Here is a 20,072-nt window from a genome sequence, read left to right as displayed (position 1 = left end):
GATCTGTACGTTAACCTGCGTACCTTAACAACTAACTATAATGTATTATTACATAAACTTTACGATTAATAGTCAAGCTTATGATTTGAGAAACACAAGTTATATTAGTTTATAGATGATCATATGAATCGATACTTAGATCGAATGAATAGATACACATATCTAAAAATCATTTGACAAATTGGCATAAACAGGATGAAAATATAATATGAGCCCGCTTGAAAAGTTATTCGGCAAAACGGCACAGATGACTGTTCTGGAATATCTAATGAAGAACAAAGAAGAAATCAATTACCTCTCAGGAATTGCGCAGGGTACCGGACTATACCACTCCAGCGTAGCAAGAGTGTTAGAACCTCTTCTGGAAAATAACATAGTTATTGAGAAAAAGATTGGAAAGCAGATGCGATCATTTACTCTAAATGAAGAGCATAAAGCCGCACAGATTCTGATGAAATTTTATGATGAGGTTAAGAAAGAGCTTGGCGATTAATCCACACGTTTCATCACAAACTCGCAGCAGTCATCTCCTTTTGCAGTACACCTTACTTCTTCGGCATCTATATCCATACCTTTAAGCACCTCTGCCAGACCTGCGTTATAACCCCTCAAAAAATGACAGATTGCAGTTTCTGAATTCCCATAACCTCTCACAATAAATGAGTTCTCAACCCTTACCACAAGCTCATTTTTGTTATTTTCTTCTACACTAAACTTTCCCCATCCAAGTTCTGCGTAGAAGTTCTGAACTGCTTCAATGAACTTTTTATCTTTTAAACCCCATTCATTGCTGAAGCGATTGATCCACCGGAGACCAGCTTTCTTGCCAGCTTCATATAAAAGTACGGATGCACCATCAAGGCCCAATATCTTTTCAGCGTCCTTCTGCAAATTAACAAAGGTTTCAATGCTCACTATTATAGCAGGGACTTCAATGACCGAGAACTCTCCTTTGTTCCTTTCCCATGAAGCAGTTTCTTTGACGTCTTTTAACATAAGTAATCAGAATAATTGTACATATAATTTAAATTTATCTGTACTTCTGAAGAGATGCAGTCAATGAATTGTAGTACTATAAATAGCTTTTCTTCTATTCTGAGTTAAATTTAAGTAGTATTAACTATACAGTAGGTATCCGTATGCCTTGGTAGGCAGGAAGGTGATAACATGGAAATTAAAAAATCGATACACTATTTAAAGTATTTTTTAATTGCAGCAATTTTACTTTCGATATTTGCTGATGCCGCGTATGCGGAAGAAGAACTCGGAATTGATACTGGTGATACGGCGTGGATTCTGATCAGTACAGCTCTCGTTATGCTAATGATCCCGGCAGTAGGCCTGTTCTACGGCGGTATGGTGCGGCGCAAGAACGCTCTTTCTACGATAATGCTCAGTTTTGCTATACTTGCGTTGATAAGCGTGCAGTGGGTGCTCTTTGGCTACAGCCTTGCATTCGGTCCTGATATCGGGGGTGTGATCGGCGGCCTTGACTGGCTCGGGCTCAACGGCGTAGGCCAGGAGCCAAACGCTGATTATGCGGCAACCATTCCTGGACTTGCATTCATGATGTTCCAGGCCATGTTCGCCATAATCACGGTCGCGCTCATCACTGGCGCATTCGTTGAGCGCATAAAGTTCAGCGCATTCATGATATTCGCCCTGCTCTGGGCAACCCTTGTGTATGATCCAATAGCGCACTGGGTCTGGGGCACAGGGGGATGGCTTGGCGAGATGGGTGCGCTTGATTTCGCAGGCGGTACAGTGGTGCATATAAGCTCTGGTATCTCGGCTCTTGCGATTGCACTGGTGATAGGAGCACGCAAAGGCTTCGGGAAGCAACCTATGGAACCGCACAACATACCCATGACCGTGATTGGTGCTGTGTTACTGTGGTTTGGCTGGTTCGGGTTTAATGCAGGTAGCGCATTAGCGAGCGACGGACTTGCCGTAAGCGCATTTGTGGTAACCAATACAGCAGCAGCGGCGGCGGCACTGATGTGGACGCTGTTAAGCTGGTACCATAAGAGGCCAAGCGTACTTGGTACTGCAACAGGCGCAGTAGTCGGTCTGGTGGCAATCACGCCAGCAGCCGGTTTTGTTACACCTCTGGCAGCGATTATAATCGGAGCAGCGGCAGCAGTATTTAGCTACTATGCGATGCTGTTTCGGATGAAGCGCAACATCGATGAATCCCTTGATGTCTGGGCATGCCACGGCATAGGCGGGACATGGGGTGCGATTGCCACTGGCATATTCGCCACTGCTGCTGTAAATTCAGCAGGTTCTGGCCTGATTGACGGCAATGCAGGACAGGTCGTGACCCAGATAGTAGCAGTCGGTGTGGTATGGGTATACGCTTTCGTTGTGACTTTCATACTCGCAAAGGTTATAGATGCAACCATTGGTCTGCGTGTGCGCGAGGAAGAGGAAGCAGTAGGATTAGACATTGCCCAGCATGCTGAAAAGGCTTACGCTTGAGGTGAGATAAATGAAGAAAATCGAGGCAATAATAAGACCTGAAAGTCTTGATGCAATCCGCACAGCGCTTGAAGAGAAAGGTATCGTGAGCATGACCGTTGCAGAAGTGCAGGGACGCGGACGCCAGAAGGGCATTAGTTTGCAGTGGCGTGCAGGTGAATACTGCGTAGAATTCCTGCCAAAGCTCAGGCTGGATATGATAGTGGACGACAAAGATGTGGAAACGGCAATAAATTCGATAACAGAGGCCGCAAAAACTGGATACAATGGCAATGGCAAGTACGGGGACGGCAAGATCTTTATCTATCCGGTCGAAGAGGTCGTGCGCGTGAGCACGGGTGAGCGCGGAAAGGAAGCCATTTAAATCTGGCTTCCTACCTCCTATATATTCAAAACTCACAAGATAGCCGACACGCAAGACTACAGTAAGAAATGAAGAAGATAGAAGCAATAGTAAGGCCTTCCAAGGCTGATGAGGTCAAGAGAGCACTGGAAAAGGCTGGCTACCCGAGCCTTACAATTACAGAAGTAAAAGGAAGGGGGCATCAAAGAGGAATAAAACAGGTATTGCGCGGCAAAGCATACGTAGTGGATATGCTTCTAAAAGTAAAGGTAGAGGTGACAATACAGGATGAAAAAGTGGATGAAGTAGTTGGCATAATCCATCAGAGCGCCCATACAGGAAATATCGGTGACGGAAAGATATTCGTAATACCCGTAGAAAAAGTGGTACGAATAAGGACGGGGGAGGTAGATTGTTATGCCGTTTAAATCAATCTCATTCTTTTACCAACCCTCTCAAAGATAGCTATCGCCTCATCCAGATCCTCATCAGTATGCTGGGCAGTCACTATGATCCTGACCCTGGCTTTATCCTTTGCCACAAGTGGGAACACGATTGGCTTTGCAAAAAGCCCCTCTTTGAACAACTGACCTGAGAGTTCCACCGCAGTCCTGCTCTCCCCGGCCATGACCGGCGTGATTGGTGTCTGGCTGTGGCCAATATCGAATCCAAGATCGCTCATGGCCTTCTTGAAGTACCGCGTGTTATCCCAGAGTTTTTTTAGATGCTCTGGCTCATCCTGTACCATGCGCAGGGCCTCCATAGTGGCGGCTGCCACGCAGGGCGGGTGAGCGGTGGTAAATATGAAACTGCGTGCCGAATTGATAAGGTATTCCCTCAACTCCCGTCTCCCTGCAATATAACCGCCCAGGCTTCCGAAAGCCTTGCTCATTGTACCCATATCGATATCCACCCTGCCATCCAGTCCAAAATGATCGATTATGCCCCTGCCATCCTTACCTAACACCCCGTCACCATGGGCATCATCCACCATGATCATGGCATCATGCTCCTCTGCCAGCTCCACTATCTGATCTAGCGGTGCGATATCCCCATCCATGCTGAACACGCCATCAGTGATGATGAGCCTGCGCCTTGCGTCTTTTGTCTCCTGCAGTGCCTTCTTCAAACCGTCCATATCCAGATGTGGATATACCATTCGCCTGGATCTGGTCAGCCTTACCCCATCGATGATACTGCCGTGATTGAGCTCGTCGCTGATGATGGCATCTTCTTCTCCCATCAGGGACTGGATTGTGCCCCTGTTGGCCGCGATACCGGCCACGAACACCAGTGAAGCTTCAGTGTGTTTATACTCAGCCAGCATATTCTCAAGCTGGATATGTATCTCCATCGTGCCGGCTATCTGGCGCACCGCTCCAGCACCGAATCCCCAGCAATCAATCGCTTCCCTGGCCGCGGCCCGCAGCCCTGGATGGTTCGCAAAGCCAAGGTAATTATTGCTGCACATCATAATGACCTCTTTCCCGTTCATTACCACACGGTTCCTCTGCTCGGTACTGAGGACGGGAAGTTCTGTGAACAGGTTCTGGTCACGAAGGCTCTGTATTGATTCTTTTAAAAAATCCATTCTTGTGGTCATAAGATAAACTCACCTCTTCTAATATATTATTTAGAGCCTCTTCCCAAAAATTAGTAGGTTCAAAATAATTTCTATTTGTCCGTAGCTGAGAAAAAGAGAAACAAATATAGATAACATTATTAAATCTGCAGCTAAAAGGGAATCCAATATGTCAGATCAATTAACAATAGAACAATTAGCAAATGAGTACGAGAATAGATCGCCCCTGGAAATCTTAGAGTATGCACTTGGCAATTACGGAAATATTGCAATCTCCTTCAGCGGGGCAGAGGATGTGGTATTGATCGATATGGCAAAGAAGATAAAGCCCAATTTTCGGGTTTTTACACTTGATACAGGGCGGCTTCATCCAGAGACATATCAGTTCATAGAAGAGGTCAGGAACACATACAATATTAACATAGAGGTATTCTTCGCTAACCGGGATGCTACAGAGAAACTCGCCAGGGAAAAGGGATTGTTCTCATTCTACAGAGATGGGCATAAGGAATGCTGCGATGCGCGCAAGGTCGATCCCCTGAAGCGCGCCCTCAATACAGTGGATGCATGGATAACAGGGCAGCGCAAAGACCAGAGTCCGGGAACACGGACGAGCGTGCCTGTAATCCAGAAAGACCCAACGTTCGGAACTGGCGATCTTGTGAAATTCAACCCGATTGCAAACTGGACATCAAGACAGGTATGGGATTATATAAGGGAGAACAATGTCCCCTATAACAAACTCCATGAGAGGGGATATATCAGCATAGGATGCGAGCCGTGCACAAGACCCGTGCTCCCGGGCCAGCATGAGCGCGAAGGGCGCTGGTGGTGGGAGGATGCCACAAAGAAGGAATGCGGCCTGCATGCAGGGAATGTGAAGAGGTAGTCCTGTACGGAATACTATAATTGCTCACCGCAGGAAGAAGATCGCCAGCACCATAAGCACAATCGCTAAAATCATGGCGATCAGAGCAAATCGTTTATCAGAGCCAAAGATAATGGGCACAGGACCGATCAGTATCACGCCTCCGCCTCTTATCCTGCTCTCTTTTTTCTCCTCATCTTCAGGATATCTCCTGCCCTCCAGTCTCTCGCTCTCCTGAGCGGAACGCACAATTCCAAAGGCCACTAAAAGGAATCCTAGCACTATCAGTATAATCCCGGCTGCTATCAGGAGAAATAGATCAGGCATTTCTCCTCCCCAGCATAAAATATACGAGTATAAGGATTAAACCGATTATCATGGCAATAACTGTCATCTCTGGCGGTGAGCCAAAGGCAATAGGTATAGGACCTATCATGATAAGTCCTCCAAAAGCAATATTCTGGGCTGATAATACAGCTCCTATGAACACAAGTGCGAACCCTATAAGTATTAACAAGGCTCCGATTTTGATTATATTTGTCATAGGCTTTTCGTTTTAACAATATCGCTCTCGATATCCCCATACTCATGCACAAAAGTCCGGGCTATCTCCTGTGCCAGGGTCTCCCATTCTTTTATCCCGAACTCCTCAAGTGCGGCAGTCTTAACATCATCCGGCGTTCCCTGTGTGGTAATGTTAATCCCGCAGTGTATCTTCTCACTTGAGACGCCGGCACTTGCTATACTAACTGTGAGTTTTCTATCATCGATAAACAGGTCATCACCATTTCTGATAGTCTTTATTCCGTGCTTATCAAGGGTATCCTTTATACAGACGATGAGGAGGCGCTGCATGTAATATGCAAGGCGCATACTTGCTGGCGAATCAAATCTCTCCACGATAATGTGTATTAGTTGATCGCCACGTATCGTTTTTTTGGCTTTTCTGTCCTCAAGATCCTTCATGTTATCAGGTGTCACATCCATAGGGCCGTGAAAGATCACGATCGAATCGCCCTCTATTCCCATGTCATATGCCCACAGCGGGGCTATCTGAGAGCCATCGTATTTTATTGTACCGGTCAGGATTCTGTATATCATAAGCATGCTATGTTCTCGATACACCGATCCTGATCCTGACATCCTCAACTTCCCAGTCCTTGATGAGATCACCCTCTACCCTGATATCAGAGTCGATCATCAGTGACCTCGCCCGTACTTCACCTTCAATAAAGCCCTTTAGTTCATATACAAGATGAGCAACCCTTGTATCCTTGATCTCTACCACTGCCTCTATCTCCTCTTCTACAGCCAGGTCAAGCTCTTTTCGCATATCCTGTATTCTCCTTATAACCTCGCGTGCATAGCCCTCAGATTCGATCTCGCGCGTGAGCTCTGTATCAACATATACATCACCTGCTGAGAAATCAGCATGGGCGACAGCAGGCGGGATCGTATCCCTGAAGCTTACCATATCAGGTGTGATCGTTCCGGCTTTAAGTTCAAAACTGCCTGTTTCTTCAAGTACCCCCTTAAGCGCTTTCCCATCCGCTGTCTTTAACTCAGCTATTATTTTACCTGCCTCTTTTTTAAATACAGGGCCTATTGCGCTCGGATTAGGTACTACCTCAACACCCAGTTCTTCCCATGGCTTACCTGCTGTGAGCAGTACGATCTTCTTGGCATTTGTTTGCTCTTTTAGTACGGATTCAAGGCTCTTGACTGCTAAAGCTACCTCATCTGTTTTTGGCGCCACGACAATCCTCTTTACAGGCCATCTAAGTTTTCGCTTTAATTTCTGCCTTGCGTTGGATGAGGCCTCAACGATCTCTCTTATGATATCCATACTCGTCTCAAGTTCGGTACTGGTGAACTCATCCCTGGGCTTCACCCAGTCGCACATGTGAACGCTTGCAGGTGATGCAGGGTCGATATTACGTACAAGGTTCTGGTACATCTCCTCTGATATATGGGGCGCAAAAGGTGCTATAATCCTGGTCACTGTAGCAAGAACCTCATACAGGGTATAATATGCTGCCAGCTTATCTGGATCGTTTGCCTCGCGCCACGTTCTTGGCCTTATGAGCTGGATATACCAGCGCGAAAGATCCTCAAGTACGAACCCGGATATAGAGCGTGTGGCCTTATGGAGGCTGTACTCTGACATGGCAGCATCTACCTGTTTTATCAGGGACTGCAGTCTTGAGAGAATCCATTTATCCTCAAGGCGCAGAGGCAGAGCACCTGGCGAATCCAGGTATTCAAGCGGATTGAACTTATCAAGGATCATATAAGGCAGGGGGAAGCGGTAGACATTCCAGAGGATATTCAGCATCCTGTATACATTCCCGATCTCATCCCAGCTAAACTTGAGGTCTTCCCAGGGCGCATTCTGTGAGAGAACATATAAGCGAAGGGATTCTGCACCGTATCTTGATACAACCTCCTCAGGCGATACGACGTTGCCAAGGCTCTTTGACATCTTCCTGCCTTCGAGGTCAAGGGTAAACCCGTGCATCAGTACGCTCCTGTACGGTGCCCTATCAAAGGCGGTCATGCTTGCCCCCAGTTGAGAATAGAACCAGCCCCGTGTCTGGTCGTGACCCTCTGTGATAAAATCTGCAGGCCACCACTCCTTAAATGTCTTTTCATCCTTCGGGAAATTCAATGTAGCCCATGATGCGACCGCTGAATCAAACCAGACATCAAATACATCAGGGACCCTGTTCATCCTTCCGCCGCATTTGCATTTGATATGTATATTATCTACATTCGGCCTGTGAAGGTCTGCGAGTTCTGATATGCCTGAGCGGCTCCTGAGCTCATCCCTGGTTCCCATCACCTCCATATCGCCGCAGAATTCGCATACCCATACAGGTATAGGGATTCCCCAGTACCTCTGACGCGATATACACCAGTCACGAGATCCCTCAATCCAGTCCGCAAAACGTGCGGAACCTGCCCACTCAGGATACCATTTGATTTCCTTAATTTCCTCAAGCATCTTCTCCTTAAGTTGCATCACCCGCAGGAACCACTGCTCTGTGGCAAGATAGATGATCGGTGTCTTGCATCTCCAGCAGTGACCGTACCTGTGTGAGATCTCACCGCCTGCTAAAAGTAAGTCTTTCTCTACCAGATCATCGATCACTACCTTATTGGCTTCCCTTACATGCATCCCTTTGTACTCTCCTGCCTCGTCTGTGTATCTGCCATCAGGACCGACCGGACAGAAGATCGGGAGTTTGTGCATCATCCCCAGCTCAAAGTCATCCATACCATGACCTGGAGCTATGTGGACGCATCCGGTGTTCTCGGCAGTGACAAAATCAGCTATATAAACATTGTGCGGGAATTCCTTCTGTTTGGGTACTTTATCAGCAAGCGGATGCAGGTATTCAATACTTATGTCCTCTCCTAGCATTGTTTCAAGTACCTCGTACTCTTTATATCTGCCCTGTTTCAGGACATTCTCCATGAGCTGGGCTGCCATTATCAGTATTTCCTCTTGCCCGTCCTTTGTTGCTTTTACTTTCACGTACTCGAAGGAAGGATGCACTGCAACAGCAATATTGGCAGGTATGGTCCAGGGCGTGGTAGTCCATATCACTATAAATGTATTTTCATTCTTGAGGGGGAACTTTATATATACTGAGGGATCGGTCTCATCCCAGTACTCTACCTCTGAATCTGCTATGGCTGTTTCGCATCTCGGGCACCAGTTCACAACCCGCAGTCCCTTCTCAAGAAGATTCTTTTTATGTGCCTGTTTCAGGGTCCACCATGCAGCTTCTATGTACTCATCACGCAGGGTCATGTACGGGTCCTTCCAGTTAAGCCAGACCCCCAGGTTCCTGAACTGAACTGTCATCTCATCCCTGTGAGAGAGTGCAAATTCCTTGCATTTGTCTACGAAATTGCCAATACCGTATTTCTCAATATCTTTTTTTGATGTAAACCCGAGAACTCCCTCTACTTTCACCTCGATGGGGAGGCCGTGCATATCCCATCCTGCCCGGTCAAGTATATGATGACCGTTCATTGATCTGTAGCGCAGTATTGAGTCCTTGATTATTTTATTCCAGGCAGTACCGAGGTGGATCCTGCCTGTGGTATAGGGCGGGCCATCTACAAAGAAGAATTTTTTGCCTTTCTTTCTAAGTTCCCTTACACGGGAATAAGCATCTATTTCATCCCAGAATTTCTGTATATTCTGCTCGATGACCTTTGCATCGTATTGCATAGCCTCTTTTAGCATAAAATAATCTCCAAAGAACAGAGGGTAGTAATGTGATGATGCAATTAAAACCTTATGGTTTTTGTAATATCTATGCCGTTTAAGTGTATCTTTCCGCTCGTGGGTACATCCAGCATGGTGTGGAGATTAGTGATTGGCGATGGTCGTAATTTTTATATACAAACTGAACAGTATGTTACTGTATGGTAGGCTTTATAGACAGAAAAAACGAAATTCGCATACTGGAGGATATTTACAGATCAAGCTCATCTTCCCTTGTGGTGATCTATGGCAGGCGGAGGGTGGGAAAAACTGAATTGAGCCGTGAATTCATAAAAGGAAAGAAAGCCGTTTATATTTTTATAGAAATAAAACCGGAAGCGTTGATTTTTAAAGACATAGAAGATTCGTTTGGAGAGATACTCAAAATAAAACCCAGGATCGATAGCTGGGATGATTTCTTCAATCTGATTTTTAAGCAGAAAGAGAAATTGACCCTGGTATTCGATGAATTCCAGAATCTAAGTAAAGTTAATCCAGGTATATTTTCAAAATTCCAGAAACACTGGGACTTAAATCATAATGAATCGCAGCATATGTTTCTGATAATAGGTTCATATGTTGGAATGATTAAGAAAATATTCAAAGATACTAAAGAACCGCTATTTGGAAGAGCTACGATGCTTTTCAATCTAAAACCATTTAACTTTTTTGATAGTTATGCCTTTCTGAGCGCTTTTTTTGATTTAGAAATAGAGAATGCTTCAAAGTTCTATTTCATATTTGGCGGTGTTCCAAAATATCTTCTTCTTGCCGGGCAGATAGGAACCGGGGACCCTGTGGAGACTTTTAAAAAATTATTTATAGATACAAAGATACTGGCAGAGGAAGGAAAAAATATTCTTACACTTGAGTTTGGTTCTGAGCACAGGAGCTATTTCTCGATACTTGAAGCAATTTCATCTGGAAATTCAACTCCAAAGGAGATTTCAGATTATACCGGTTTGCAGCCGGGTGCAGTATCAAAATACCTTTACGAACTTGTAAATAATTACGAGATAGTAATCAGAGAAAAACCAGTGATAATGAGCCGCACCAGAGACACAAGATATTTCCTTCTGGATAATTTTTTTAATTTCTGGTTCAGGTTCATCTACAGAAATTCACGCTTGCTGGAAATCAATCCAGAAAGGGCTTTTGAATTGATCATGAAAGATATTAATTCTTATTTTGGGAAGGCATTTGAAAAATTGGCAGCCGAATTTTTGATAGAAATGAACCGAAAAGGTTTACTGGATTTTGAATTTATGGATATTGGCAGATGGTGGCATAGAAATGAGGAGATAGACATAATTACTTTGAACAGAGAGAAAAAGGAAATATCCTTTTTTAAATGTAAGTGGAGTTCATTGAATAATAAAGAGGTGGAGATAGTATTAGCTAAATTAAAGCGCAAAGCGGAGCTGGTGAAATGGCATAATGCCCGGCGCAAGGAAAGATATGGCATTATCGCAAAGGACATTAAGGATAAAGAAAAACTGAAGAGTATGGGTTATCTTGTTTTTGATCTCAGGGATTTCTCTACTTTTCTGCTATCCCGGCGACAGGAGTTTTTTTTAAGACATCCCTGAGCGGCACAAGCTTTAGATTAAAAACCTCCTGCATCTCTTTTATATCGCAGATGTTGTCTTCCTGCAGCATTATTAACTGCTGTGTTGTAATAGGAGGTTTATCAAGCACATTCTCAAGAATATATGCAGGCAGCCACATCAGCCATATCGGTATATCTATAGTTGGTTTTTTTACGCCAAGCGCTTCCATTAAGGTAAGAAAAAGCTGCCGGTAGGTTATCTGTTCTGGACCTGCGATTTCAAATATCCTGTTGGTTGTTTTTCTTTCTGTTAATGATTTTATCAGGCAGTCAACTGTGTTCTCAACGTAAATTGGCTGAACCTTACTGTCCCCACCTATAATTGGTACAACAGGTGCTTTCTTGATAACATTTGAAAGCATAGTTATAAACGTTCCCCGTTCTCCTATCATAATAGACGGTCTCAGGATAACATATTCCATTCCGCTTTTTATCACATCTTGCTCAGCCTGCCATTTTGTTATGTGATATCTGCTCTGCGCATTCTCCCTTGAACCAAGGGCACTTACATAGATAAAGCGTTTCACTCCAGCTTCCCTGCTTGCTTCCACAAGGTTTTTTGTTCCCTGTGTATGAATTATTTCAAATGTTGCTCCTTTGTGCTCCAATATTATCCCCACTAAATGAATAACTGCTTCCACGTCTTCGGTTGCTTTCTTTAAAGATTCTTTATCGTTAACATCTCCATAAACCACTTCTATTCCTCGAGGTAACCTTTCAAGGCTTGAAGTCTTTCTCACAAGGCAGCGAGTTTGAATCTTTTCCTGAACAAGCCTTCTCACTAAATGGCTGCCCACGAATCCAGTTCCTCCCGTAACAAGAATCATTTTCTAACTTATTGTATTCTGACCTGGACAATAAAAGCTTATTGCTCTCTGTGGCTCACTTATATAAAATCATACAAATTCAATTAATGCAAACAGGTGAAAGTATGTATCAAACGAACTTAAATATGTATGAAATTAGCTTTCATGCAGAAAAGGAAAGGTATGCTGAAGATATAACGATCTCTGACTTAGAAACAGCTATTTCCAATGGTGAGATATTAGAAGAATATCATGATGATCCAAGGGGACAAAGCTGTCTCATCCTTGGCTATTCACAAAACCGACAAATTCACATTGTCTGTGGTTATACATCTATAAATTGGATTAGAGTAATAACAGTATATATACCAAAACCACCAAAATGGATTGATGAAAGAATGAGAGCCAAAAGAGGTAATAGTGATGCATAAATATGGAGATTGTTCCTTTTGTGGCGGGGAAGTAAAGGAAGATAAGGTTGAATTAGATTATCGTTCTAAAGGAAAGTTGTATATCTTTAAGGATGTACCGGCAGGTGTTTGTCAGCAATGTGGTGAAAAATATCTCACTGCAAAGGTGGCTAAAGAGATTGAACGGAGGATTCAGACAAAAGAAAAGTGGGATAAAACTATCTGTGTCCCGGTAGATATCTTCTCTGAGAGAATACCAGCGTAGGAAGCCTATAAAAAATCATTAAGGAGAAATCACCATAATCCTGCACCTGAAAAGAAACACGAACTCCGGCAAACGAATAGACATGCAAAACCATCGAGCATTGGCGCTGATGCCCCGCAATGAAGTTTGCAAGGTAGTGATATTTGAGCAGACCCCATTACATTCATGGTAATAATTGCAAGCGGCGCTGAAGCCGTTATAACCTTAGAAGAGAATACGATCATCAAGACAAGGGTACAGAAGCGGTACAGGCTCAAGGAGATCGATGAGGCTTTAAGGCGGGACAGGACAAGGACAGAGGCAAGACTGATATCAGAGGCGCGAAGATGCGGCGTCCCAACACCAATAATAAGGGATATTACGGATTTTGAAATAAAGATGGAGTATATCAATGGAGCAGCCCTGAAAAACGTAATCACTCCACTGCTCTGCGAACAGGCAGGAGAGCTTATCGGGAGGCTTCATACATGCGGGATCGTGCACGGCGACCTCACGACATCGAACATATTATTGAAAGATGGAAAACTGTACCTGATTGACTTCGGCCTGGCGTATCTTGATAAAACACTGGAGGCAAGGGGCGTGGATATACATGTGCTTTTCCAGACATTCGAGAGCACTCATGAGAACCATGAGGAGCTTATCGAAGCCTTTAAGAGAGGATATTTCAGAACTTTCAGTAATGCATCAGAGGTGATCGAGCGGGTGAAGGAGATTGAATCAAGGGGCAGGTATGCGTGACGTTCGGATAAATTATTAACCTTTAGAATTATCTTGAGGGTTTATTATGGATATAGAAAATCTAAAATTTGAGGATGGTCTGGTTACAGCCATAGCCCAGGATTATAAAACAGGTGACGTTCTGATGGTAGCATTCATGGATAAGGAAGCGCTAAAAAAGACCATTGAGACAAAAAGGGGATACTACTGGAGCAGGAGCAGGCGCAAGCTCTGGAAGAAAGGGGAGAGTTCAGGCCATGAGCAGATCGTTCATGATATACTGATAGACTGCGATGCAGATGCGGTGCTACTCAAGGTAGAACAAATAGGCGGCGCATGTCATACTGGCTATAGATCATGCTTTTACCGTACTATCGATGGAGAGGTGATCGGCGAGAAATTATTTGAGCCGGATGAGATTTACAAGCAGTAAATATTTATCATTTGATGTTTATTCACCGCTGATGCGACCCACACTGGATGAATATTTCATGGAGATTGCCGGCATTGTATCAAAACGTTCCACATGCCTTCGGAACCAGGTCGGCGCGGTGATAGTGAAAGATAAGAGGATTCTTTCCACCGGATATAATGGCGCGCCCCGAAACCTGGAGCACTGCCTTGATATAGGCTGCATAAGACAGCAGAATAATATAGAATCAGGAACCAGGCATGAGCTATGCCGCGCTGTGCACGCAGAACAGAATGCAATTATACAGGCAGCACTCCATGGGGTGAGTATCGAGAATGCAACTGTTTACTGTACCCACCAGCCATGTATCCTCTGTGCAAAGATGATGATCAATGCTAATATTAAAAAAGTGGTTTTCGGGATAGATTATCCCGATACAGATGCCTTGAAATTTTTTGATAAAGCCGGGGTTAAAGTTGAACAACTGGTATTAAGCCCTTGAACCTTTATATGTCTGAGATAACTTATTTATTTAATATAATTATACTGGCGTTGTGGTTGATGCTTCCAGCTTATATTGCCAATCCGACGGCCGTAGTATTCGGAGGTGGAACACCTATCGACTTCGGGAAGAACTGGAGGGACGGGCGGAGGATACTCGGTGACGGCAAGACGTTCCGCGGGCTGATTGGAGGTACAGCATGCGGGATCATCATTGGTCTTTTACAGAGGCAGATCTCGCAAGTGGGTGATATCCTTATAACTCCATCCCTGATCGCTATTGTAACCCTCTCTTTCGGTGCTCTGTTTGGCGATATAGTAAAGAGTTTTTTTAAACGAAGGCTCGGATTCGCTCGGGGGGCAAAACTCCCGCTGATCGACCAGCTCGATTTCGTGATAGGTGCATGGGTTCTTACGTATGCTTTTGATCCACAATGGTTCACTCAGAGCTTTGAGCCTTTGATAATAATTACAGTACTGATCCTGACGCCCGTACTTCATCGAGTGACTAATATCATCGGATACTATATAAAATTAAAAAAGGAGCCCTGGTAAAAGGAAGATCCTGCAGATAAAGAGATCAGATTATAGACTTCAACAGATCCTTATCGCGCAGGAGACCTAAAAGTTTCCTCTCACTTGATATCACAGGCAACTGATCGACCCTGTTGCGTCTCATCTTCCTGGCGCAATCACTCACCTGCGAACTTAATACTGCTGTTTCAGGCTCACCTATATGTTTTAAGATATCTCTTACAGGTGTATCCGGAAGCTTGATCTTAGATATGCTGTAGTATAAGTTCATCGTATCACGCAGGGATTCCCATGTCCATGCATCATCATCCGATCCTGCTGACATGTTTGATACCTCAGTTCTGTCCTCAATCGCACTTGCACCGATGAGATCCTTATCAGATGCCACACCTAACAAGGCCAGGTTTGAATCTAATATCGGAACGGCCTTTACATCCGCAAGATCCATAATAGCACCAGCCACAAGAATGGGTGTATCGCTCCAGACAGCAACAACACCACTTGCAACGTATTTACTGATAGGCTCGGTAATGTTTAACCGCGCTATTGCGCCTACTATATCAGCTATGGTAATAATGCCAGCAAGAGAATGATCCTCGACCACAGGCAGACGTCTGATGTTCTTATTCAGGATCACGCGTGCTGCTTCAACTATAGATTTATCAGGTGATATTGTTACAGGATTTCGAGTCATTAATATTGCTATCTGTTCCTCCTCAGGGTTCTTTAATAGATCAGTTCGAGTTACAATCCCGACCAGAACACCGTTTTTAACAATAGGAACACCTGATATATGTTTTGTCTTTAATATCTCAAGGACTTCATCCCTTGATCCTGGTAACTCAGCAGAAGCAACTTCCCTGATCATCACTTCTTCAACCCTGACATTTTCAGGAGTATCAGCCATTGCCATTATATATCACCTGCCACCTTTTCCACGAACTATAAGTACAGGTATTTTCGAGCTGCGCACTACTTTCTCGGCAATACTTCCCAGTAAGAACCTGTCAAGACCGCTTTTTCCCAGTGTTCCCATCACTATAAGATCTACCGAGTTCTTCTCAGCATACTTAATTATTTCCTCAGCAGGATTTCCCTCAACTGTAAGTCTCTCAACTTCCAGACCCTCATCCTGTGCCCTCTCAGCCACATACCTTGTAGCCTCATCGCCCTCCTGTCTTAAAAGTCCGTACATGCTCTCCCATGCTGCGTTCATCGGGACTGAAGCAAATGCTGCAGTATCAATCACATAGATAGCATATAGCTTTGCCCCAGTACTCTTTGCCGTCTCTATTCCGTAATCAATCGCTCTTTTTGTATGTTCTGAGCCATCTGTTGCGATCAATATTTTTTTGTATAATTTACTTGCCATATGTTCTCTCCTCCCATATTTTAGATTATCCCGATAATATCATCCGGCCTTGCACGCCTCACCAAACTGCCTAATGGATTCCTTGTACCCCGCATATTACTTGATTTTTTAGTCAGGATCATAAGCCTTGCTTTTTTCCCCTTTCTAATCGAGCCTAGTTCTTTATCGAGCCCTAGTATTTTTGCTCCATTTAGCGTGCACAGCTTAAATACTTGTCTGTCATCATAAATATGCGTTTTGGCGAGGAACTCCATCTCAGAGAACATGTTAACAGAATTGAGCATTACGTTATCAGTCCCGGCTGCAACGAGGATGCCCTCATCAAGCATTTTTTTTACTGGCGGGGCTCCTGAACCGGTCAGGAAATTTGAGCGCAGACAGACGACAGCGGGTATATCGGCTTCTGAGATGGATTTGATATCTTTATTTTGTGCATGGGTGAGATGAATCAAAAAATCAGGTTCAAGCTCAAGAGCAGGAGATATATCTGATGAATTCCTCTCACCTGCATGGATGGCAAATTTTTTTCTTTTTGCTCTTGTCTGCCTGATAATATCCCTTATGGAACCGATCTCCAGATCACTGGTGCTGCTCAGTCCTGTTCCATCGCACAGGTCAAGGTAGCTCATATCCTTATCAGAAGGTCTTCCGAAAATCTTTACCTCAATCTTATCACTGGATCCAATCGCATCCCTGAGCGCCAGGACACCAGTTAGCCCGCCTTCGCGAAAATCTGCAAAAGCGCATACGCCGGTTCTTATCATATCGTCAATGCAAGCCCTCATAGAGATGACCAGGTCTTTATATGGTGTATCCTGCAGCACCCTGTGTTTTAATCCATCAGGAGGCTGCACGAGTTCAGGAAGCGGCAGGTATGGCGGGTCTTTTATCACAGAGTCGCCTATATGCGTATGCGCATTCACAAAACAGGGTGCGATTATGGTATCTGAGGTGATTGCGCGCTCTTCGATATCTTTTATTACGCCGTCCTCTATAGTGATATAACCATCAACAGGCTCAAATTCATCGCCGCAGATTATGGTCCCTTCCAGGGTCTGTTCCATGCGGTCTTAACTTCTTTTATAATATTTGCGTTTTTCGTTGTCCGGTGTCCGGTGTTTACAAGACTTTAAGTAAATTACAGAATAATACCCTTCTCATGGCACAGTTTGAGGTAGATATCTTTAACAGGTGTGTTGAAGTTGACCTTCATGATTACTCCCACAGGACCGCAATAATGGCAGCGCGTGAAAAAATCAAAGAGGCCTATGAGCATGGGTTCAGGCATATCAGGCTAATACACGGCTCAACGGATATAAGGCATAAAAAAGATGGAGGCAGCATCAAGTTCACGCTGCGTTCCATGTTAAGGAGCGGTGAACTCGCAAGATGGGTACAGGAAAAAGAATCAAAGAACCACAGGATTAGTGATGGGTCGATAACCCTTGCGCTTCGTCCAAATCCGACACCGGTGGATAGGGACTGGAAAGAGATGCCCCTGTGCGATTATTGAATCATCTCATCCATTTCCATATTCTCCCATCTTCTCTCCCCAAGTACAATCTCAAACTCCTGAGGTGTCAGTACCGGAGCATGGAATCGTTCAGCGTCATCGATCGTGATCCTCGGACATGCTGTGTTCACGTAAGCATCGGCCTTGAATGCCAGCAATTGCTCTGGAGTTACAAGGTCCATTAAGATAATGTACCCTATCTTCCCATGCTTATCCGCGATCTCTTTGAGTTTTTGTGCCAGCTTCATTCTGTACTGTCCGCTTTTTGTTGAAACGATTATACCGAAAATTTTTGCTCCTGTTGCTTTTGCAATATATCCACCCCGCTTCCGAAGGAACCTCTCAGGAGAGACCTCAACTGCCTGGTTCAAGAAAGGATCTGCTGCGATCACTCTCTTTTTAGTTGCAATCGCAACACCCAGAGGATGAAAGATGCCGCTGCCTATATAAATAAACTCCTCGCAATCAACTCGCGCTGCCGTGAAGTTACACCCGAGAACCTGACCCGGATAGATTGCTCTTGGATCTCCCTTTCCAATAACGCACTCTTTTCCATATTCTTTTATAACTTTGCAGGCTTCTTCTAATTTATGGACATGCTGCACCGTGGTTATCAGGCCGATCCTGTTGGCCTTTAAGAGATTTAAAGCAGTCTTTACAGCGGGTATGATATCGATGTTTGAGCGTGCCTCAATAAAGACCACATTCTCATACTCTCCCATCCCCGCATGCCCGAAATGAAAGAGTATATCGACACTGCCTGCCAGGATGGTATCGATATCACAGGCTCCAAAGCAGGGGTTGCCTGAGATAATGACGTTTGCCCGGGTTTTTTCTTCTATTTCCCTCGCAATATTAATTGCCTGCCTCTTCAGTCCCTCAGGAAACTGAAGCCCTACCTTTTTGCAGTTTTTATCTTTTATAGTTTTAAGTATACGTTCCAGATCAAAATCGAATTGTTCCATGCTAAAATTTTATAGTTAAGTATAGGTTCTTTATATTTTTACCCTGTTTATTTATGATATACGGGCGCGGAGGGATTCGAACCCCCGACCTACAGCTTTCTCCTGGGAAACAGTAGGAGGCTGCCGCCATATCCGGACTAGGCCACGCGCCCTCTGAGGCATTTTGAGTCTAATTATCAGTTACTGACTTTAATCTATCGCTTATATTTCTTCTTTATTTGAACCCGGAGAACCAGAATCGACATGCACCCATAACTATAAATACTTCATTCGCATATGTACGAACTGTAGTGGGCAGTAATATAAACTTTTTTCGCACCACCATAATCCCCACCTGTCCACTACCCTCCTATCATTTTTCTAGTATATATCTATTGCACATGGCTTCCTTAATTTTAGAATTCTCTCGCTTATAGCCGTTTGGAATACTACTCCCCCACCCTCCTCACCACCACAGATCCATCCCTCATGCGCACAAGCCTCTCCCTCATTATCCCGTATTTATGATAGCTCATTGCCTCGATGTGGCCCAGACCAAGGTATTTCCTTATCAGGCTGGCATCATCCTGCGATATCGTAAGCTCCTCAACAGGAGGCGCGGTTTTTATCTTCTTCCTTGCAAAGATCACCCCATCGCTCAGATTTGCGCCCGCGAATCCTTTAGCATCTTCTAGTATCAGCGTGCCTTTTTTCATGTATGCGCCTGCGAACTCACCTGCCGTGCCCTCAACAACAACAACCCCGCCGTCAAGGTGTGCGCCTGTATTCATCCCTGCATCTCCCTCGATATGTACTGTACCTTTCTGCATCAACAGTCCTGTACCGTTGCAGGCATCTCCTTCTATTGTGACAAGGGCTTCGCAACTGCATCGCGCGGCCACTGTTCCGCGGAGTATGCCGTCATCCAGTACAAGGTGCCTTTTTCGATCATGGTATTTATTTTTAATAAGGATATCTTTCCCCGATCCCCTGCACAGGACCTCGGTTATAGACCTGAACTTATGGTAACCCGTCTCATCGGATACAACCTCAACCACATTTCCGATTGGTTCCTCTACTCTGCCTTTAATATAGACCGTGCCTGAGACCATGCCCATTCCCATCTCGGAAGAGACATCTCCATCGACATAGAGCACTCCTGCTCTCTCAGGCGCTCCCGTTCCTCCAAAATGCTTCAGGTCAACACCAAGGCTGTACGCGAGTCTATTCCCCACATCTCCTGTAATCCTCACTTCTTTGCCCTTCCTTAACTCATCCACAAGATCTTTGAAAGTGTAATTCGTACCCTTTTGAGAAGGGATGACGCTCTCAGGGCTAAGATTACTGTTCTGCCATGTGAAATTATATGTATAATCGCACAGGTTATCTACCCTGTCGGTCAGTTCAAGCTCCATAACTACCTCACCTCGACT

General features: G+C 44.6%; 25 protein-coding genes and 1 tRNA gene. 13 read left to right on the top strand and 13 right to left on the bottom strand.

The features are described 5' to 3' along the window. The first annotated feature begins 208 nt into the window (after positions 1 to 208). The gene (locus ANME2D_RS08025; protein WP_048090358.1) at positions 209 to 493 is read left to right on the top strand and encodes a hypothetical protein; all 285 of its coding nucleotides are present in this window, start codon (positions 209 to 211) and stop codon (positions 491 to 493) included. Here ANME2D_RS08025 and ANME2D_RS08020 read toward each other — a convergent pair. Continuing rightward, complete coding sequence (locus ANME2D_RS08020) at positions 490 to 996, bottom strand: V4R domain-containing protein (RefSeq protein WP_048090356.1); 507 nt, start codon at positions 994 to 996, stop codon at positions 490 to 492. The genes ANME2D_RS08025 and ANME2D_RS08020 overlap by 4 nt on opposite strands. 171 nt (positions 997 to 1,167) lie before the next feature. Between ANME2D_RS08020 and ANME2D_RS08015 the strand changes: the two genes are divergently transcribed. The 3 genes from ANME2D_RS08015 (at position 1,168) to ANME2D_RS08005 (ending at position 3,252) form a co-directional block, all read left to right on the top strand. Further along, a complete protein-coding gene (locus ANME2D_RS08015; protein WP_102044969.1) occupies positions 1,168 to 2,481 on the top strand; it encodes an ammonium transporter in 1,314 nt (437 codons plus the stop codon). 10 nt (positions 2,482 to 2,491) lie between these two features. Then, positions 2,492 to 2,845 carry a P-II family nitrogen regulator gene (locus ANME2D_RS08010; RefSeq protein WP_048090354.1) on the top strand — a complete coding sequence of 118 codons (354 nt, stop codon included), beginning with the start codon at positions 2,492 to 2,494 and terminating at the stop codon, positions 2,843 to 2,845. Between the two features lie 68 nt (positions 2,846 to 2,913). Next, positions 2,914 to 3,252 (top strand): P-II family nitrogen regulator, encoded by a 339-nt coding sequence (locus ANME2D_RS08005; protein WP_048090352.1) that lies wholly within the window; start codon positions 2,914 to 2,916, stop codon positions 3,250 to 3,252. Here ANME2D_RS08005 and ANME2D_RS08000 read toward each other — a convergent pair. Beyond that, positions 3,249 to 4,427, bottom strand: a complete 1,179-nt coding sequence (locus tag ANME2D_RS08000; protein ID WP_048090350.1) for a glycine C-acetyltransferase — start codon at positions 4,425 to 4,427, stop codon at positions 3,249 to 3,251. The two genes, ANME2D_RS08005 and ANME2D_RS08000, sit on opposite strands and share 4 nt — an antisense overlap. An 85-nt stretch (positions 4,428 to 4,512) precedes the next feature. Between ANME2D_RS08000 and ANME2D_RS07995 the strand changes: the two genes are divergently transcribed. Continuing rightward, complete coding sequence (locus ANME2D_RS07995; RefSeq protein WP_320408813.1) at positions 4,513 to 5,295, top strand: phosphoadenylyl-sulfate reductase; 783 nt, start codon at positions 4,513 to 4,515, stop codon at positions 5,293 to 5,295. Positions 5,296 to 5,319: 24 nt separating this feature from the next. Here the strand turns inward: ANME2D_RS07995 and ANME2D_RS07990 are convergent, their stop codons facing one another. From ANME2D_RS07990 to ileS, 4 genes are read right to left on the bottom strand one after another with little or no spacing between them, the layout of a single operon-like run. Beyond that, positions 5,320 to 5,601 (bottom strand): TIGR00304 family membrane protein, encoded by a 282-nt coding sequence (locus tag ANME2D_RS07990; RefSeq protein WP_048090346.1) that lies wholly within the window; start codon positions 5,599 to 5,601, stop codon positions 5,320 to 5,322. Then, on the bottom strand, positions 5,594 to 5,818 hold the full coding sequence (locus tag ANME2D_RS07985) for a TIGR00304 family membrane protein (RefSeq protein WP_048090344.1): 225 nt from the start codon (positions 5,816 to 5,818) through the stop codon (positions 5,594 to 5,596). Before ANME2D_RS07985 ends, ANME2D_RS07990 begins: the two co-directional genes overlap by 8 nt. Next, positions 5,815 to 6,375 (bottom strand): DUF366 family protein, encoded by a 561-nt coding sequence (locus ANME2D_RS07980; protein WP_048090605.1) that lies wholly within the window; start codon positions 6,373 to 6,375, stop codon positions 5,815 to 5,817. Before ANME2D_RS07980 ends, ANME2D_RS07985 begins: the two co-directional genes overlap by 4 nt. Before the next feature lie 7 nt (positions 6,376 to 6,382). Then, complete coding sequence (gene ileS, locus ANME2D_RS07975; protein WP_048090342.1) at positions 6,383 to 9,532, bottom strand: isoleucine--tRNA ligase; 3,150 nt, start codon at positions 9,530 to 9,532, stop codon at positions 6,383 to 6,385. 182 nt (positions 9,533 to 9,714) lie between these two features. Between ileS and ANME2D_RS07970 the strand changes: the two genes are divergently transcribed. Continuing rightward, the gene (locus ANME2D_RS07970; protein WP_048090340.1) at positions 9,715 to 11,142 is read left to right on the top strand and encodes an ATP-binding protein; all 1,428 of its coding nucleotides are present in this window, start codon (positions 9,715 to 9,717) and stop codon (positions 11,140 to 11,142) included. Here ANME2D_RS07970 and ANME2D_RS07965 read toward each other — a convergent pair. After that, positions 11,093 to 11,989 (bottom strand): SDR family oxidoreductase, encoded by an 897-nt coding sequence (locus ANME2D_RS07965; protein ID WP_048090339.1) that lies wholly within the window; start codon positions 11,987 to 11,989, stop codon positions 11,093 to 11,095. The genes ANME2D_RS07970 and ANME2D_RS07965 overlap by 50 nt on opposite strands. 104 nt (positions 11,990 to 12,093) lie before the next feature. Between ANME2D_RS07965 and ANME2D_RS07960 the strand changes: the two genes are divergently transcribed. The 6 genes from ANME2D_RS07960 to ANME2D_RS07935 all read left to right on the top strand — a co-directional run bounded on the left by ANME2D_RS07960 (position 12,094) and on the right by ANME2D_RS07935 (position 14,831). Then, positions 12,094 to 12,399, top strand: coding sequence for a DUF4258 domain-containing protein (locus ANME2D_RS07960; protein ID WP_157834019.1), 306 nt, complete (start codon positions 12,094 to 12,096; stop codon positions 12,397 to 12,399). After that, positions 12,392 to 12,643, top strand: a complete 252-nt coding sequence (locus ANME2D_RS07955) for a type II toxin-antitoxin system MqsA family antitoxin (RefSeq protein WP_048090337.1) — start codon at positions 12,392 to 12,394, stop codon at positions 12,641 to 12,643. The genes ANME2D_RS07960 and ANME2D_RS07955 overlap by 8 nt, the downstream gene beginning before the upstream one ends. Before the next feature lie 165 nt (positions 12,644 to 12,808). Next, positions 12,809 to 13,384, top strand: a complete 576-nt coding sequence (locus tag ANME2D_RS07950) for a Kae1-associated kinase Bud32 (protein WP_048090335.1) — start codon at positions 12,809 to 12,811, stop codon at positions 13,382 to 13,384. A gap of 46 nt (positions 13,385 to 13,430) precedes the next feature. Continuing rightward, positions 13,431 to 13,796, top strand: coding sequence for a phosphoribosyl-AMP cyclohydrolase (gene hisI / locus ANME2D_RS07945; RefSeq protein ID WP_394295696.1), 366 nt, complete (start codon positions 13,431 to 13,433; stop codon positions 13,794 to 13,796). Between the two features lie 31 nt (positions 13,797 to 13,827). Beyond that, a complete protein-coding gene (locus ANME2D_RS07940; protein WP_048090600.1) occupies positions 13,828 to 14,277 on the top strand; it encodes a deoxycytidylate deaminase in 450 nt (149 codons plus the stop codon). A 59-nt stretch (positions 14,278 to 14,336) separates the two neighbouring features. Next, entirely contained in the window at positions 14,337 to 14,831 is a 495-nt protein-coding gene (locus ANME2D_RS07935; RefSeq protein ID WP_048090331.1) for a CDP-2,3-bis-(O-geranylgeranyl)-sn-glycerol synthase, read from the top strand. A 25-nt stretch (positions 14,832 to 14,856) separates the two neighbouring features. On the opposite strand, the gene ANME2D_RS07930 is transcribed toward ANME2D_RS07935, so the two are convergent. Genes ANME2D_RS07930 through ANME2D_RS07920 form a run of 3 tightly spaced genes read right to left on the bottom strand, consistent with a single transcriptional unit; the run spans position 14,857 to position 17,246 of the window. Then, on the bottom strand, positions 14,857 to 15,723 hold the full coding sequence (locus ANME2D_RS07930; protein ID WP_241763332.1) for a CBS domain-containing protein: 867 nt from the start codon (positions 15,721 to 15,723) through the stop codon (positions 14,857 to 14,859). Between the two features lie 6 nt (positions 15,724 to 15,729). Continuing rightward, positions 15,730 to 16,182, bottom strand: coding sequence for a universal stress protein (locus ANME2D_RS07925; protein WP_048090329.1), 453 nt, complete (start codon positions 16,180 to 16,182; stop codon positions 15,730 to 15,732). A 20-nt stretch (positions 16,183 to 16,202) separates the two neighbouring features. Further along, positions 16,203 to 17,246, bottom strand: coding sequence for an amidohydrolase family protein (locus ANME2D_RS07920; protein ID WP_048090328.1), 1,044 nt, complete (start codon positions 17,244 to 17,246; stop codon positions 16,203 to 16,205). Between the two features lie 95 nt (positions 17,247 to 17,341). Between ANME2D_RS07920 and ANME2D_RS07915 the strand changes: the two genes are divergently transcribed. Further along, positions 17,342 to 17,695, top strand: a complete 354-nt coding sequence (locus tag ANME2D_RS07915) for a Smr/MutS family protein (protein ID WP_048090326.1) — start codon at positions 17,342 to 17,344, stop codon at positions 17,693 to 17,695. Here ANME2D_RS07915 and dph2 read toward each other — a convergent pair. The 3 genes from dph2 to ANME2D_RS07900 all read right to left on the bottom strand — a co-directional run bounded on the left by dph2 (position 17,689) and on the right by ANME2D_RS07900 (position 20,054). After that, positions 17,689 to 18,660 carry a diphthamide biosynthesis enzyme Dph2 gene (gene dph2 / locus ANME2D_RS07910; RefSeq protein WP_048090324.1) on the bottom strand — a complete coding sequence of 324 codons (972 nt, stop codon included), beginning with the start codon at positions 18,658 to 18,660 and terminating at the stop codon, positions 17,689 to 17,691. The genes ANME2D_RS07915 and dph2 overlap by 7 nt on opposite strands. A 61-nt stretch (positions 18,661 to 18,721) precedes the next feature. Continuing rightward, a tRNA-Arg gene (locus tag ANME2D_RS07905) sits at positions 18,722 to 18,812 on the bottom strand. A gap of 276 nt (positions 18,813 to 19,088) precedes the next feature. Further along, entirely contained in the window at positions 19,089 to 20,054 is a 966-nt protein-coding gene (locus tag ANME2D_RS07900; protein WP_048090323.1) for a formylmethanofuran dehydrogenase, read from the bottom strand. Positions 20,055 to 20,072 lie beyond the last annotated feature (18 nt).

The organism is Candidatus Methanoperedens nitratireducens (assembly GCF_000685155.1).
Taxonomy (GTDB): Archaea; Halobacteriota; Methanosarcinia; order Methanosarcinales; family Methanoperedenaceae; genus Methanoperedens; species Methanoperedens nitratireducens.
Note: the sequence above shows the minus strand (reverse complement) of the source record. Positions and strands in the feature narration are given on the sequence as shown.

Bases quoted from the DNA above. Each gene is read 5' to 3' on its own strand.
- ANME2D_RS08025 (WP_048090358.1), top strand. From the start codon at position 209: ATGAGCCCGCTTGAAAAGTTATTCGGCAAAACGGCACAGATGACTGTT.
- ANME2D_RS08020 (WP_048090356.1), bottom strand. From the start codon at position 996: ATGTTAAAAGACGTCAAAGAAACTGCTTCATGGGAAAGGAACAAAGGA.
- ANME2D_RS08015 (WP_102044969.1), top strand. From the start codon at position 1,168: ATGGAAATTAAAAAATCGATACACTATTTAAAGTATTTTTTAATTGCA.
- ANME2D_RS08010 (WP_048090354.1), top strand. From the start codon at position 2,492: ATGAAGAAAATCGAGGCAATAATAAGACCTGAAAGTCTTGATGCAATC.
- ANME2D_RS08005 (WP_048090352.1), top strand. From the start codon at position 2,914: ATGAAGAAGATAGAAGCAATAGTAAGGCCTTCCAAGGCTGATGAGGTC.
- ANME2D_RS08000 (WP_048090350.1), bottom strand. From the start codon at position 4,427: ATGACCACAAGAATGGATTTTTTAAAAGAATCAATACAGAGCCTTCGT.
- ANME2D_RS07990 (WP_048090346.1), bottom strand. From the start codon at position 5,601: ATGCCTGATCTATTTCTCCTGATAGCAGCCGGGATTATACTGATAGTG.
- ANME2D_RS07985 (WP_048090344.1), bottom strand. From the start codon at position 5,818: ATGACAAATATAATCAAAATCGGAGCCTTGTTAATACTTATAGGGTTC.
- ANME2D_RS07980 (WP_048090605.1), bottom strand. From the start codon at position 6,375: ATGATATACAGAATCCTGACCGGTACAATAAAATACGATGGCTCTCAG.
- ileS (WP_048090342.1), bottom strand. From the start codon at position 9,532: ATGCTAAAAGAGGCTATGCAATACGATGCAAAGGTCATCGAGCAGAAT.
- ANME2D_RS07970 (WP_048090340.1), top strand. From the start codon at position 9,715: ATGGTAGGCTTTATAGACAGAAAAAACGAAATTCGCATACTGGAGGAT.
- ANME2D_RS07965 (WP_048090339.1), bottom strand. From the start codon at position 11,989: ATGATTCTTGTTACGGGAGGAACTGGATTCGTGGGCAGCCATTTAGTG.
- ANME2D_RS07960 (WP_157834019.1), top strand. From the start codon at position 12,094: ATGTATCAAACGAACTTAAATATGTATGAAATTAGCTTTCATGCAGAA.
- ANME2D_RS07955 (WP_048090337.1), top strand. From the start codon at position 12,392: ATGCATAAATATGGAGATTGTTCCTTTTGTGGCGGGGAAGTAAAGGAA.
- ANME2D_RS07950 (WP_048090335.1), top strand. From the start codon at position 12,809: ATGGTAATAATTGCAAGCGGCGCTGAAGCCGTTATAACCTTAGAAGAG.
- hisI (WP_394295696.1), top strand. From the start codon at position 13,431: ATGGATATAGAAAATCTAAAATTTGAGGATGGTCTGGTTACAGCCATA.
- ANME2D_RS07940 (WP_048090600.1), top strand. From the start codon at position 13,828: ATGCGACCCACACTGGATGAATATTTCATGGAGATTGCCGGCATTGTA.
- ANME2D_RS07935 (WP_048090331.1), top strand. From the start codon at position 14,337: ATGCTTCCAGCTTATATTGCCAATCCGACGGCCGTAGTATTCGGAGGT.
- ANME2D_RS07930 (WP_241763332.1), bottom strand. From the start codon at position 15,723: ATGGCAATGGCTGATACTCCTGAAAATGTCAGGGTTGAAGAAGTGATG.
- ANME2D_RS07925 (WP_048090329.1), bottom strand. From the start codon at position 16,182: ATGGCAAGTAAATTATACAAAAAAATATTGATCGCAACAGATGGCTCA.
- ANME2D_RS07920 (WP_048090328.1), bottom strand. From the start codon at position 17,246: ATGGAACAGACCCTGGAAGGGACCATAATCTGCGGCGATGAATTTGAG.
- ANME2D_RS07915 (WP_048090326.1), top strand. From the start codon at position 17,342: ATGGCACAGTTTGAGGTAGATATCTTTAACAGGTGTGTTGAAGTTGAC.
- dph2 (WP_048090324.1), bottom strand. From the start codon at position 18,660: ATGGAACAATTCGATTTTGATCTGGAACGTATACTTAAAACTATAAAA.
- ANME2D_RS07900 (WP_048090323.1), bottom strand. From the start codon at position 20,054: ATGGAGCTTGAACTGACCGACAGGGTAGATAACCTGTGCGATTATACA.